At 62.5% G+C, this 13,415-nt stretch carries 12 protein-coding genes; 3 read left to right on the top strand and 9 right to left on the bottom strand.

Annotated features, from left to right (window positions below; translation table 11 throughout):
• Positions 1–35: 35 nt before the first annotated feature.
• Together HMPREF1022_RS08840 and HMPREF1022_RS08835 are read right to left on the bottom strand one after the other, a co-directional pair.
• A complete protein-coding gene (locus HMPREF1022_RS08840) occupies positions 36–1,235 on the bottom strand; it encodes a dicarboxylate/amino acid:cation symporter (RefSeq protein WP_009302834.1) in 1,200 nt (399 codons plus the stop codon).
• 307 nt (positions 1,236–1,542) lie between these two features.
• Positions 1,543–2,433 (bottom strand): M23 family metallopeptidase, encoded by an 891-nt coding sequence (locus tag HMPREF1022_RS08835; protein WP_008682035.1) that lies wholly within the window; start codon positions 2,431–2,433, stop codon positions 1,543–1,545.
• Between the two features lie 236 nt (positions 2,434–2,669).
• Here HMPREF1022_RS08835 and HMPREF1022_RS08830 point away from each other — a divergent pair, with 236 nt between their 5' ends.
• On the top strand, positions 2,670–3,158 hold the full coding sequence (locus HMPREF1022_RS08830; protein WP_009302833.1) for an SMI1/KNR4 family protein: 489 nt from the start codon (positions 2,670–2,672) through the stop codon (positions 3,156–3,158).
• A gap of 249 nt (positions 3,159–3,407) precedes the next feature.
• On the opposite strand, the gene HMPREF1022_RS08825 is transcribed toward HMPREF1022_RS08830, so the two are convergent.
• Positions 3,408–4,187, bottom strand: a complete 780-nt coding sequence (locus HMPREF1022_RS08825; RefSeq protein WP_008682040.1) for a tRNA lysidine(34) synthetase — start codon at positions 4,185–4,187, stop codon at positions 3,408–3,410.
• A gap of 287 nt (positions 4,188–4,474) precedes the next feature.
• On the opposite strand from HMPREF1022_RS08825, the gene rpoZ reads away from it, so the two are divergent.
• Entirely contained in the window at positions 4,475–4,714 is a 240-nt protein-coding gene (gene rpoZ, locus HMPREF1022_RS08820) for a DNA-directed RNA polymerase subunit omega (RefSeq protein ID WP_008682042.1), read from the top strand.
• Between the two features lie 278 nt (positions 4,715–4,992).
• Positions 4,993–6,108: a molecular chaperone DnaJ gene (dnaJ, locus tag HMPREF1022_RS08815; protein ID WP_009302832.1), complete on the top strand. Its 1,116-nt coding sequence runs from the start codon at positions 4,993–4,995 to the stop codon at positions 6,106–6,108.
• Positions 6,109–6,519: 411 nt separating this feature from the next.
• On the opposite strand, the gene fliW is transcribed toward dnaJ, so the two are convergent.
• From fliW to HMPREF1022_RS08785, 6 genes are all read right to left on the bottom strand, one after another.
• A complete protein-coding gene (fliW, locus tag HMPREF1022_RS08810; RefSeq protein WP_008682047.1) occupies positions 6,520–7,041 on the bottom strand; it encodes a flagellar assembly protein FliW in 522 nt (173 codons plus the stop codon).
• Complete coding sequence (csrA, locus tag HMPREF1022_RS08805; RefSeq protein ID WP_008682049.1) at positions 7,017–7,256, bottom strand: carbon storage regulator CsrA; 240 nt, start codon at positions 7,254–7,256, stop codon at positions 7,017–7,019. The genes fliW and csrA overlap by 25 nt, the downstream gene beginning before the upstream one ends.
• A 78-nt stretch (positions 7,257–7,334) precedes the next feature.
• Positions 7,335–8,894, bottom strand: coding sequence for a flagellar hook-associated protein FlgL (flgL, locus tag HMPREF1022_RS08800; protein WP_008682051.1), 1,560 nt, complete (start codon positions 8,892–8,894; stop codon positions 7,335–7,337).
• Between the two features lie 132 nt (positions 8,895–9,026).
• Positions 9,027–11,162 (bottom strand): flagellar hook-associated protein FlgK, encoded by a 2,136-nt coding sequence (flgK, locus tag HMPREF1022_RS08795; RefSeq protein WP_009302831.1) that lies wholly within the window; start codon positions 11,160–11,162, stop codon positions 9,027–9,029.
• 3 nt (positions 11,163–11,165) lie between these two features.
• Entirely contained in the window at positions 11,166–11,681 is a 516-nt protein-coding gene (locus HMPREF1022_RS08790) for a flagellar protein FlgN (protein WP_009302830.1), read from the bottom strand.
• A 231-nt stretch (positions 11,682–11,912) separates the two neighbouring features.
• On the bottom strand, positions 11,913–13,415 hold the full coding sequence (locus tag HMPREF1022_RS08785) for a rod-binding protein (protein WP_009302829.1): 1,503 nt from the start codon (positions 13,413–13,415) through the stop codon (positions 11,913–11,915).

The following is a 13,415-nucleotide window of genomic DNA, read 5'->3' as shown; positions in this document are numbered from 1 at the left end:
ATTGAGAGCATATTTATGCTCTCAATTTTTTGCAATCAAACACTAGTCCCCGAGTGCTGCAAAGGCCCCAATTCGCCGTGGCGGTTGAAGATGCCGTCCAGCATAAGGGTCAGAGCGCCGTCGCCGGTGACGTTGCAAGCCGTGCCGAAGCTGTCCTGCAGGGCGAAGATGGCGATGAGCAGGGCCACGCCGGTCTGGTCAAAGCCCAGCACGCCGGTCACGATGCCCAGCGAGGCCACCACCGTGCCGCCGGGCACGCCGGGCGCACCCACGGCGAAAATGCCCAGGAGCACGCAGAACAGCAGCATGGTGCCCACCGAGGGCAGCGTGCCGTAAAGGATCAGGCTGATGGTCATACAGAAAAAGGTCTCCGTGAGCACCGAGCCGCAGAGATGCACGGTGGCGCCCAGCGGCACCATGAATTCCACCATGGTCCGGCTGAGCACCGGCGAGCGGCGCGCGCACTCCAGGGCCACGGGCAGGGTGGCGGCGCTGGACATGGTGCCCACGGCGGTAAGATAGGCGGGCGTGTAATAGCGGAAAACCTGGGAAGGATTGCGGCCCGACACGATCCCGGCGATGCCATACAGTACGGTCAGCCAAATGAAATGGCCGAAGATCACCAGAGCCACCATGGTCACGAAAATGGGCAGATGCTTGGTCAGCGAGCCCTCATAGGCCAGGCCCATGAAGGAAAGGCCCACGAAAAAAGGCAGAATGGGGATCAGCACCCGCGTCACCAGCCAGGTCATGATCCGTTCCAGTTCGGCAAAGACCTTGCCCAGGGTTTCCGACTTGGTCCAGGCGATGGCCACGCCGAAGAACAGGGCCGTGACCAGGGCGCTCATGACACTGAACAGCGGCGGAATGTCCAGGCGGAAGACCATTTCCGGCAGCTTGCGCAGGGTCTCCGTTTCCGTGGCGATGGACAGGTGCGGAATGACCAAGTAGCCCGAGCCCATGGAAAACAGAGCCGCGCCCAGTGAGGAGGCGTAGGCCAGGCAGACGGCCACCACCAGGATCTTGCTGGCGTTCTGCCCCAGGCGCACAATGGCCGGGGTAATGAAGCCCACAATGACCAGCGGCACCAGGAAGAAAATAATCTGGCCGAAAATATGCCGCAACGACACCACCACGTCCATGACGGCCTCATTGGCCACAAAGCCCAGCAGCGCGCCGAGCACAAGCCCGGCCAGCAACTTGAGGATGAGCGAAACATCACCGATCTTGGCCATCCTGATCCTCCGCAAGGTTGAATAAGATTCACGCTCCAGAGCAATTCAGATTTGAAATGAAGAATTGCTCTGGGGGCCGCGTGAGTTGACACCCGCGCCCAAGTGCAAGGAAAAACGGCGTTTTTTCCGCAGCATACGGACGGCGTAGCGTTTGAAATGCACACATTTCAAACGCAAAATGCTGTAGGGCGTGGATACGCGCGGAACGTGCCGACAGCGTATTATTCAGTATACGCCAGGGCCGCCCTGTTCCGCAATAGTCAAAGCTATACATAAATATAAGGAGACACGAAAGCCGAGGCGGGGCCTACTCCAGAATATAGCGCATGGGATTCACGGGCACGCCGTTGAGCCGTACCTCGTAATGCAGGTGCGGGCCGGTGGTGCGGCCGCTCATGCCGATGTAGCCGATGATCTCGCCGCGCTTGACCCATTGGCCGGGCTGCACGGCCCAGCGCTGCATGTGCCCGTACTTGGTGACGATGCCGCCGCCGTGGTTGATTTCCACGCTGTTGCCGTAGGCGCCGTCGCGCGCGGCCAGGATCACCGCGCCCTGGGCCGGGGCCAGAACAGGCGTGCCCATGCGATTGCTGATGTCCAGGCCCTTGTGGAACTGGCCTCCGCCGCCGAAGGGCGAGGAACGTCCGCCGAAACTGGAGGAAATAAAGCCCACCACCGGCCAGATGGACGGCATGGAGGCCAGGGCGTCGCGGTTTTCGCGCAGGGCGCGCAAAAGATCCTGCTGGCGCACTTCTTCCAGGCGCACGGATTCGGAAAGGTGGGAAAGAAAATCCTGCATCTTGCGCGCGGCCAGTTCCTGCCGGTGCAGGGGCAGATAGGCGCGCGAAAAATCGCCGGGCGCGCCGCCCACTTCGGCCGGGTCCTTTTCCATGTTCATCATCATCCGCAGCTTGGAATCAAAGCGCTGCACGCGCTGCAAATCCTGGCTGACGCCGGTGATCCGCCCGGCCAGGTTGACGATCTGGCGGCGCTGCTCCTCAATGACCCGCTGGGCGTTGTTCAGATTCTCATCCAGATGGCGCGCCTGAAGCCAGGCCCGCCAGAGCCAGGCGTTGCAGGCGATCAAGGCCAGGATCAGCAGACCGGCCGTGAAGCAGAACCAGCCACGCATCCGCAGATTGCGGCTGCCGCTGCGCCCTTCCTTGAAAATGACGATGTGGTATTTGCCGAGCAGCATGGAGCGGATAGTTTAGGGTGCGCTCCGGCCCCTGTCAATGCGCGGGCGGCAAATGATTTTCCGGGCCTGCCACGCACGGAGGACGGCAAATCCTTTGCCCATGCGGCTGACTCCTCGATTCAAGAGATATCCGCCCCGCCGGGCATCTCTCCCATTGCTGACAATGCGGCGGCAGACGTGTATGGTTCTTTTTGCGGCTTGCGTTGCAGCGCACCCGCAGCAAGGAGAAAACGCCCATGCCGGAGAATATCCCCACGTCCCCCGCTTCTTCCGTTGCCGCCGCTCCCGGCGCTTCCAACGCCCCCGAAGACCCGGCGAAGCGGGCCCTGCAGGCTCTGTTGCCCGAATTCTACGCGGCCGTGGGCGAATTTGAAGACCTGAAGGCCGCGCCGGGTCTCAGCCCGGAGGCGGTGGCGGCTTTGGAGAAAAAGCTGGAATTCGGTTTTTCCAAGGAACTCAGGGAACTGCTCACGCGCTGCGCCGCCGTTTCCATGGCGGGCCTGTCCGTGAAGGCCGCCGAGTTCGGGCCCATTGTCATGCCCGGCTCGGACGCCCTGATCATCGGCGAATTTTATCTCTATAACCCCGGCGACCGCCTGCTCATGCTGCCCGACGATCCGGCGGTCTACTATCTGGAGCAGCGCAACGGGGCCATCACCAAAATGGCCGACGGGGTGTTCAACTTCTTCAACAAAACGCTGGTGAAATACCTGTACTCCGACTAAATCCGGGCTTCACGCCGGTTTCCGCGGCATGTCGTCCATCTGAATATAACGGTCCAGCACGTCCGCCAGCTCCTCTTCCGCGTGATCCGCACGCTTTCGGCACCCCTCTCCTTTCCGGTGAGGGCATTGCCCGCCAGGGCAATAATCCGCCCGGCGTGTTGCGGGAAACATGCCGCAGCCGCCATCTCCATGTCTCGTGACCCGGGCATGACGACTCCCCCCCTGATGTTCGCCGTATGACGTCCCCGCTCAGCGCGCCGCGTCCTCCGCTCCGCCGTCCGGCTCCTCGGGCAGGCTGTTTTTATCCAGCTGCCAGCGGATCAGGCCGTTAAATATGCTGCGGCGGGCATCCTTGGTCAGGCCGTAAAGGCCGGACAAGGTTTCGGCCATGGCGCTGCGCGCCGTGTGCCCTGCGGAGGGGCAGGCATTGGCCCAGACCGGCAGTTCCCACTGCCGGGCGGCCTTGAGGATGTACTTCTTTTCCACCAGCAGAAGCGGCCGGATCAGGCGCAGCCCGCCGTTGAAAAAGGGCTCGCACATGCTCATGCCGTCCACCCGGCCGTTGCGGCAGAGATTCAGAAAAAACGTCTCCACCAGATCCTCGGCGTTGTGGCCCAGGGCCAGATGGGTCAAACCGTAGCGCGCGCAGAGCTCGAACAGGCGTTTGCGCCGCAGCCAGGCGCAACGGAAGCAGGCCGAGCGGCGCAGATTCTGCTCCGAATGGGCCTGCGGCCCATAATCCGTCACCTCCAGATGGGCGGGAATGCCCTCGCGGGCCAGCCAGGGCAGCAGGGCGGCATGACTGTGCGGGTCAAAACCGGGATTGAGATGCACGGCCATGAGCTCGAAGCGAAAGGGCACAATACCCTGGCGGATTTTCAGGGTCTTGAGCAGCACAAAGCTGTCCACGCCGCCGGATACGGCCACTCCCACCCGACAGCCGGGCCAAAGCATGCCGGTTTTCTGCATGGCCTTGCCCGCGCTTTTGACGCAGACCTCCTGGGCGAAGGAGCGTTTCTCGCGGCTCACGGGCGATCCTCCCTCTGGCCCGAGGGCACGGACGACTTTTCCATGGCTGCGAACAGGCAGACAAAACGCATGGCTCCTCCGAAAAACGCCGGACTGTCCGGCGGCGGTTGGTCCTTGACAGATCGCAATCCCCCCCCTATCATATCTTATTTCAGCAGGCAAAGCCCTAGTACTCAGGCGCATTCGTTCGCCCGCCCTCTTTACAACAGGCCGGGCGGTATTATTTTTCAACCGGATTTCCCGGAACAGCGGTCGGCGCGTCAAGGTCGGCCGGACACGGAGGCAGCATGGCCCGTATTACTGTGGAAGATTGTCAGGAACGCGTGGACAACCGTTTCTTGCTGGTGCAGATGGCCATCAAACGCGTACACCAGTACCGCGAAGGGTATGAACCCCTGCTGGAAACGCGCAATAAGGAAGTGGTTACCGCCCTGCGTGAAATTGCCGCCGGCAAGGTCATGCCGGACGACAAAAGTCTGTACAACCCCCTGTCCGGCGGGCAGGGCGCGCCCAATACCGAGGGCTAGCGGAGTCTGATCCGCGTGCCCCCTCTGTCCCCCGGTCCGCGCGGCGAGCCGGGGGACAGACGTCAGCATGGGCGCGCGCCATACCGGAACTACAGCATTTTGCATTTGAAATGTGTGACATTTCAAACTCTACGCCGCCCGTGTGCCGGGGATGGCGACAGCAACCTGACACGTGGTCTTTTCTCGCACTTGGGCACGGATGTCCGCTTACGCGGCCACCAGAACAATTCACTCATTTCAAACGTGAATTGCCCTAAACGCAAAAGCACCTGAAAATTATGATGCAGCGCGACTACTACGAAGTTTTGAGCGTCAGCCGTACCGCCGGAGAGGACGAAATCAAACGTGCCTACCGGAAAATGGCCATGAAATACCATCCTGACCACAACCCCGGCGACGACGAGGCTGAGCAGCGATTCAAGGAGGCCGCCGAGGCTTACGACATACTGCGCGACCCGGACAAACGCGCCCGCTACGACCGTTTCGGTCACGCGGGCGTGCAGGGCAACGGCGGCGTGGGGGGCTTCGGCAGTGCCGAGGACATTTTCGCCCATTTCAGCGACATTTTCGGAGACCTCTTCGGCTTTTCCTCGGCTTCGCGCGGTCCGCGCGCCATGGCCGGAGCGGATCTGCGTTACAACCTGACCGTCAGTTTCGCCCAGGCGGCCAAGGGCGATGAAATCACCTTGTCCCTGCCCAAGCACGTCACCTGCCCGGACTGCAAGGGCAGCGGCGCCGCGCCCGGCAGCAAGGTGGAAAGCTGCCGCCAGTGCAACGGCACGGGCCAGGTGCGCCGCTCCCAGGGCTTTTTCCAGATTGCCATGCCCTGCCCGATCTGCCAAGGCACGGGACAGATGATCACCAAGCCCTGTGCCAAGTGCAGGGGTGAAGGCATTGTCACGGACACGCGCGAGCTGGTGGTGCGCGTGCCCGCCGGGGTGGATACCGGCACCCGCCTGCGGGTGCGCGGCGAGGGCGAGGCGGGCGTGCACGGCGGCCCTCCCGGCGACCTCTACGTGGTGCTCACCGTGGAGCAGGACAAACGCTGGCAGCGCCAGGGCCAGAACCTGATCTACAGCCAGGAGATCAGCTTCGTGCAGGCCGCCCTGGGCCACAAAGTGGAAGTGCCGGGCATCGACGGCCCCCTGCCCCTGGAAGTTCCCAAGGGCGTGCAGAGCGGCACACTGTTGCGCCTGGCGGGCGAAGGCCTGCCCTACCCCGGCCGCAGAGAGCGCGGCGACCTGCTGGTGGAAGTCAAAGTGCTCACCCCCACCCGCCTTTCCTCCAAACAGGAAGAACTGCTGCGCGAATTTGAACAGGCCGGGGAACAGACTCCTTTGGAAAAAGTCAAAAAAGCCGCCAAAAAAATCAGCAAGGCCATGGGCCTGGATTAGAGCAAAGTAACTTTTCAAAGTTACTTTGCTCCGGCGGCTGCGAAAGCAGACGCCCGCGCCTGAAGCCAAGGTGGGACCGTGTTTCCACCGCAGGCTGAAGGCAGTGTCAACGTTGAGAATATCAATTCTCAACGTTAATTTTCTCTAAGTTTTCCGGAGCAATTCGCGTTTGAAATGGATGCATTGCTTTATCAGCAACCACAGGGCCGCTCCCGTAAGGGGCGGCCCTGAATTATGGCGCGTGGGAAAAAATGCCGCGTTTGGATGAGAATTCGCAGAAAAATTACGTCCGGTTTCAGCCCATCGGAAAAACCGCGTGTTAGCGCGGCTGTCGGCATCCGCCCGGCTCAAAGACTTGCCAACGGCTACCGCGGCACGCGGGCGACGCGGAGTTTGAGCTATGGAGCCGCGCTATGCGCCGGGGGCCGTGCCGGAATCCGGGGCGGACACGTTTTCCTCTTCCGGCGAGGCCGGAGCGGACTCCATGGGTTCGAGCGAATGCATGTTGATCTGGGCCGGCCCTTCGCTGCTCTGGGGCACCTGGAGGCCGATGCGGGCATTGTGGTTGATGACGATGGGCCCGGTGAGATTGAGGGCCGCCTTTTCCGGCTCTCCGGCCGGGATGGAAACCGTGACCAGGATGGCCGCGTCTTCCATGCGTTTGATCTGGAGCAGCTGCTGTTCCGCATCCCCCACCATGACCGGGTAGGATTGCAGGAAGCTGTAGGGATCGGCCACCAGCAGGCCCACCTGCGGCTCGGTCACGCTTTGCAGGATGAGCAACGGCGCTTCGGGCCGGATCTGGAGCAGAATGAAATCCCGCTCGCCCTCAAATCCGGCCAGGCCGTGGGGGAAGCGGATCACTTTATCGGTATCGATGCGGCGCCGTCCAAGACGGGTGTCGATCTCTATTTCTTCTTTGTCTCGTGCCATAGTTCAGCTGCCACCATGAAGTCTTCGTTGCTTGTCGCCAGCGCGCGGCGGTTTTCCTCAATGACCCGCTTGTAAACCTCTTCGCGGTACACGGTGGTATCGCCGGGCACCTCCAGGCCGAGTTTGACCTGTTTTCCCTGCATACCCAGGACGGTTATGCGTATGTTTTCGCCCAGATAAAGGCTTTCACCGGGGCGTCGCGTCAATATCAGCATGGCTTATCCATATGGAGTACTTTCACGGAGCGGCTCGCGGTTTTCTGATCTTCCGTTTTTTCAGGCTGGAGCGCCGCTCTAAATATAGTTGGCAAGGCTCAATTTCATGATCATGGATGAAGACTGGAGCACCGTCTGGTACGTGAGCTGCTGCCGGGTAAGCTTGGTCAGCAGTTCAGTCAGGTCAATGTCCTCAGTATAGCTTAATCGCTCCTGTTGGTCCAGCTTCTGGAAGCTGAGCACGTCGGCGGCCATTTCCACGCGGTTTTCCAGGCCGCCGTAGCGGTCCGCCTCAGTCGTGATGCGCTCGTGGGCTTTTTTCAGGGCGGCCAGGGACTGGCCGCAGCCCGTGGCGTTGTTGTTTTCGCAGTAGGCAATGAGATTGCCCACCACCTCAAAGACATTGGCATCGCCTTCAATGGCGGGCTTGCCCTGGTAATAGCCGCCGAAGATGTCCTTGCCTATCCCGTTCACCGAGATATAAGTATCCTTGAGGATTTCATAATTCAGATCCGCGCGGGAGGGATGGATCATGACCTGCGCGCCCGCCGGCACGGTGGTGCCCCCGGCCGCCGTCGTGGCGTCCAGATCCATATAGCCGCCGGGCACGGGCAGGCGCACCGTGCCGCCGCCGGAGGTCTGGCCCTTGGCCGTGACCCAGGTGGAGCCGCCGTCCGTGCTGTAGGACCAGGTAAATTCCTCTCCCGTGGTGTTCAGGTCCACGCCCGCAGCGGGCTCGTCCATGCGTACCAGCATATTCTTGCTGAACGTGCCGCTGGCCGAGGCCCTGAGGCCCTGTTGGCCGCCCATGACGGTCATTTCCGGCGGCGGGTCCTTGTCGTCCCCCTGGTACACGGCTGTGGGCCGGATGTAGACCAGAGTGCCGTTTTCGGCTCCGGGCCCGGCGTCCACGTCCGCCGCCTTGACGGCCATGTCCTGCTTCATGGTCACGGTGACGCCGTCGGCCACCATGTCGTATGTCTGCGGAGGCCCCGCATTCACCTGCACGGTCCCGTCGTTCCAGGTGGTGCCGCCGTCCTTGGACCAACGGTAGGTAGCCGGGTCGCTCAGATTGCCGTCGCTGGTGAACTGGAGCATCATGGACGTGTCGGACGCGCCCTGAATGCTGTAATTGCCCTGGCTGATGTCGCCTGACCAGTTGTCGTCCCAACTGGTCAGGGCCAGGCCCTGCTCAAAGGCGTTCTTGTCGTATTTGTGTCCGGCGAAGAGGCTCTTGCCTTCAAATTCCGTGTTGGACAGATTGAGAAGCGAACCGAAAATCTGCTTGACCCGCTCACCGATCTGCTTGCGGTTCTCGGCGGACATTTCGGTATTGCTGGCCTGCTGGGCCAGACTTTCCAGATCCTGGAAAAGCGTGCTGACCCGGGTGCTCAGCACGCTGTCCGCCAGCTCCAGCCAACCCCGGGCCGTATCCACGTTGGTCTGGTACTGGGCCGTGGCATTGAGGTCGTCACGGGTGGTCAGCACGCGGTAGGCTCCAGCGGGATCGTCCGAAGGCCGGTTGATCTTCTTCTGGGTGGAACCCTGCTCGTTGCTTTCCATATAGGCCGCCAGATTTTTCTGCATCTGGCCGACCATATCGCTGTACATCATGCTTTGGGTAATGCGGATAGCCATACGCCCTCCACTGGGGTAATTAACACCTCAAACAGCCGCAGGCGGGCTTTGCCCACCCTTAAAAGACATAGTTGAGGGGGAGGATTCGCTTGCAAATCCTCGCGGGCATGTCAGGCCTGAAATGCCCTTGCCCTACTGCTTGAGCCCGAGCAGGGTCTGCAGCATCTGATCGGCGGTGGTGATCAGTTTGGCCGCCGCCGTGTAGGAGTGCTGAAATTTGATCAGATTGCTCATTTCTTCGTCCATGTTCACGCCCGACACCGAAGCCGTGCGCTCAGCCAGATCGTTGGTCAGGGCGGAATGGTACTCGGAATTGGTCTTGGAAAGCCGCCGGTCCGAGCCCACGGTGGTGACCAGGTTGGCGTAATATTCGGAAATGCTCTGATTATCCACCGTCTTCCAGAGGGTGGAAATGGTGATTTTCTTGTCGGCCAGCTTGCCGATGGCCGTGGCCGTGACGTTGTCGCCCGCATTGGCCTGATGCTGGCCGTTAACCTGGCCCGAGGCGATGAGGTTGGCATTGCTGTGCACCTGGCTGTTGACGGCCAGATTGTCCGCACTGTCCCCGCTGAAAAAGGTATTGATGCCCAGGGCCGCCATAAGGCCCGTGGAATCCGCGCCCATGCCGAAGGTCACATCGGCGGCGGGATTGGTTTCAATGATCAGCTTGCCGTCCTGGATGCTGGCGTTGAGCGGCGGCGGCGCGATGGGGTTGCCGTCGGCGTCCACCATATTGTTGATGGCGTCGCGCACGTCTTCCAGGCTGTGCTTGTCGGGGTCGAAATTCTGAATGCCCGGCGTGGCCGGATCAAAATCCAGCATGCCGGAGGAGTTGTACTCGCCGGTGGTCTTGTCGTAGAAATGAAAATTGACGTTGCCTGCCTGTAGCTTGTCCGAGAAGGGCAAGATAGCCTGGGCCGAGCCTAGGGCCTTGGTGATATCTTCCACGCGCTGCTGGCCCTGCGCGTAATCCAGCATGCTCAGGCCCGAGCCCTGGCTGTGGATGCGGTTCACTTCCCAGATCAGGGAAGAGGCCACGGCGTTCAGCTCGTCCATGTAGCGGCCGCAGTTGTCGTCGCGGATATTGTAGTACGCGGCCAGCTTGCCGCCGGTGAGGCGGCTGAGGTTGTCCGTGCCGTCAAAGCCGATCTGCGGGGTGATGTTTTCCGGGCCGCGCGTGGGTTCGATCCAGTACAGGCCGTCCTTGGGCATGATGTCGAATTTGTCTCCGGCGTGGAAATTGTCCGCCGCGCTGAAGGCAATTTTCAGATTCTTGACCAGCACCTGGTCGGTCGTGCCGTCGCCGTCGCTGTCCGTAATGTCGTAATGCAGCTCCTTGCCGTCGTCGTCGCGCAGCCAGGTCTTGCCGCCGTCCAGGGAAACGCGGAACTGCGGCGGTGGCACGTCGCCCGCATTGCCGCCGTTGACGATCTCCACCGTGTATTCATGGCTGTCCGCGCCGTCAAACTGCACAGAGCCCTTATAGGGGGAATTGACCGAGAGCCGGTTTTCGGCCTGCGGGCCCATGATCTTCAGCTCATAACTGTTCTGCCCGTCCACCAGGGGCTGGCCGTTGCTCAGCTGCACCCGGAAATTGCCCTTGCCGTTGTCGATGGTCTCCACGTCCGCCAGGGAGGCCAGCTCGCGCACCAACTGATCGCGCTTGTCCAGCAGGCTGTTGGGATTGCTCACGCCGTCCACGGTGTTGGACGTGATCTGCCGGTTGAGATCCGCAATGGCCTTGGAGATATCATTGACGCGGTCCACGGTCTGGCCGATGGAAACGTCCATCTCCTTCTGGATGGCCTTGATGCCGTCCATAGTGCTGCCGAACATGTCGCTGAGGTTGTCGGCATAGGAAAGCAGGCTCTCGCGGGTGGCCGCGTCCTCCGGGCGCAGGGCCAGATCCTGCCAGGCGGTGAAGAATTTGTTCAGGGAAGAGCTGAGGCCCGCCCGGTTGGACTCGTTGAAGATATTCTCCAGCGAGGTCATGATGGTGTCCTGCTCGTCCCAACGCGCGGAATTGGTGGCCTGGCGCACGTAGGACCGCTCCAGGAACGAGTCGAAGAAACGCATGATCTGCTGGGCGTTGACCCCCAGCCCCTGCGCGCCCGGCTTGGCCGTCAGGCCGCCGGCGTCGCGCTGGTCCACATACTGGCGCGAGTAGCCTTCGGTATCCGCATTGGCAAGGTTGTTGCCGGTGACCGAGATCCAGGCCTGGGAGGCGTTGAGGGCCGACTGGCCGATGTTGAGCAGACCATAGAGCATGGTTTAGAGCCTCCCGGAAATAATGGCCGCCTGGGGATGCATTTCAGGGCGCATGCCGCCCCTGCGTCCGTAGGTTTCGGCTCTGGGAGGCATAGCCCTGCCGGTCAGGGCCTGCAACGTGCGGCTGCTCTGGTCCAGCAGCGCCAGGGAAAGCTGGGCGTTGCGCGAGGCCTGGCGTGAAACCTCCTGCTCGCCCTGATCCACGGAGCGGAACAACGCCAGCAGGGCCTCGCCCCGCTCCTGGGGCAGCGAGCGGGCGTATTCCGTCACGCGCACGCCGTCCAGCGCCTTGATGACCGTGGTCTTTTCCACGGCCAGCTGACGGATCAGCTCCTGGACGGAAAATTCCTGCGCCACCACGCCGTCCGTGTCGCGCGCCAGCAGGATGTGGTATTCCTCTTCCAGCAGATCGCGCAACAGCGCGAGCGCCTTGTCCTGGCGGGATAAACTTTCCTTAATTCTCTGGTACATACTGCCTCGCTTGGCCTTGACGATCAGGGAGCCGCCTGCGGGCGGCATACCGCGCGCCGGGCAGAAACTGCCGCCTGATCCTGATCAAGCAAAATCCATGCCCTTTTAAACGGTCATACCTGAATCAACGTTTCGAGTGAGATGTCACGCCTTGCCTGTCGATTGGGCGTGAAGATCGCACAGCAAAAAAACATGGGGCTTCGCTGACTCACGGCGGCCTGGACGCCGCAAAGCCCGCAGGGTTGCATGCGTCTCACCTTTCAAATGAGAACAATTTCACTAGCCGCGCAGATCCCCGGCCGTCAGCGGCGGGATGGCAAAGGAATCCGCCGCGCCGTTGTCTGATGCGCTCCGGCCCTCCGCCGAACGTGCGGTCAGCGGCGGCACGGCCTGGTCTCCGGCGTGCGGCGCGGGCTGTGCGGCGGCCTGAACCTGTGCCGGATTCGCCGCCTGCGCGCCAGCCGGGGCGACAGTCCGGACGGAATTCTGAACGGAGCTTTGGGCAGCGTCCTGGGCGGGTTGGGGCTGCGCCTGGATCTGGGCGGCATGATAGGCGGCCAGGCCCGCGCCCGCGCGGCTGCCCGGCCCGGTGCCGTCCGTGTTCAGGGTGCGGATCAGCTCCTGGCCGCGCCTGCGGCCTTTCTGTGGAATATTGGTGGTGTAGCGCACTGTGCGGGTTGGCGGCGCGGCCTCGGCGGCCTGCGCCGGATTCCGCCCCTGGCCCTGAGTCTGCGGCGCGGGCATTACCCCCGGCTGCGCCGCCGACGCCAAAGGCGCGCCGGGGATGGCTCCCGCAAAAGACATGGCCGCCTGCACGGCCGTGGGCGTTCCCGCAGGCATGGCCGACTGGCTCATGCTTTGCGCCGACGGCGCGGCCTGAGTAAAGGCCGCGTTCTGAAGCAGGGCCCCGTCGGGCCGCGCCGGATGCCGCAATGGAGGCCGCACGGCACGCGGGCCGAGCTTGTCCCCGGCCTCACGCTGGGCCATCTGCGCCAGTTCCAGGCCGTAAGACGCTTCCTGCCGCCTCACGCCCTGTCCGGCGGGCACGGCTTCCACCCGTCCCTGCGCGGGCGGGGCCAGGGCCTGCTGCGCCCGCAGGGCGGCCAAAGCCCGTTCCACTTCAGGATTACTCAGGGCTTCTGTCCCGCTGCGCGCGTCCGCGCCGTTGTCGGCAGAGGCAGCCACCTGGGACGCGGCGGCTTGCCGGTCCATGGCGCCGCTCTGCGGAGCCGCGCCGTCATAGACGGAGGGCACGGCATCCCTGCGGCCCGCAGCCTGGGCGGCAGGGGCGGCAGGGGCCGCTGGCGGCGCGTCCGCAACCGCCGTAACTTCCGGAGTTTTCGGCGCCGCCTGCAGCAGCGGGGCCGCCGTGGGCGTAAAGGACGCGCCGCGACCCGATCCGGCGGTGCCTCGGCTGGCCGACACCAGATTGCGCGAAAGCTGCTCGTACATCATGTCCGCCAGGCCGATGCCGCCGGCCGAGGTCATGCTTTTGGACAATTCCTGATCATACATGTCCTGCCAGTACTGCTCATCGCGGCCATGCAGAAGGCCGTTCTTGGGCAGGGTATTGCGCATTTCCTGCCACATTTTCTGGATGAAAACCGACTCGAAACCCTCACAGGCTTCGCGCAGCTTCTTGGCCTTGGCCTCAGGCGAAATCTTTTTTCCGCCGAGATCGCCCAGACCGGCGAGCTTGGCCTGGAGTTCGCGGCGGGAACCTTCGTTGCGGGCGCTTTCCGGCGGGATCGCGGCCGGGACGGCATTGAGGGGCGCGGTCAT

This window comes from Desulfovibrio sp. 6_1_46AFAA, assembly GCF_000224635.1.
In the GTDB taxonomy this organism is placed as follows: domain Bacteria; phylum Desulfobacterota; class Desulfovibrionia; order Desulfovibrionales; family Desulfovibrionaceae; genus Desulfovibrio; species Desulfovibrio fairfieldensis.
Note: the sequence above shows the minus strand (reverse complement) of the source record. Positions and strands in the feature narration are given on the sequence as shown.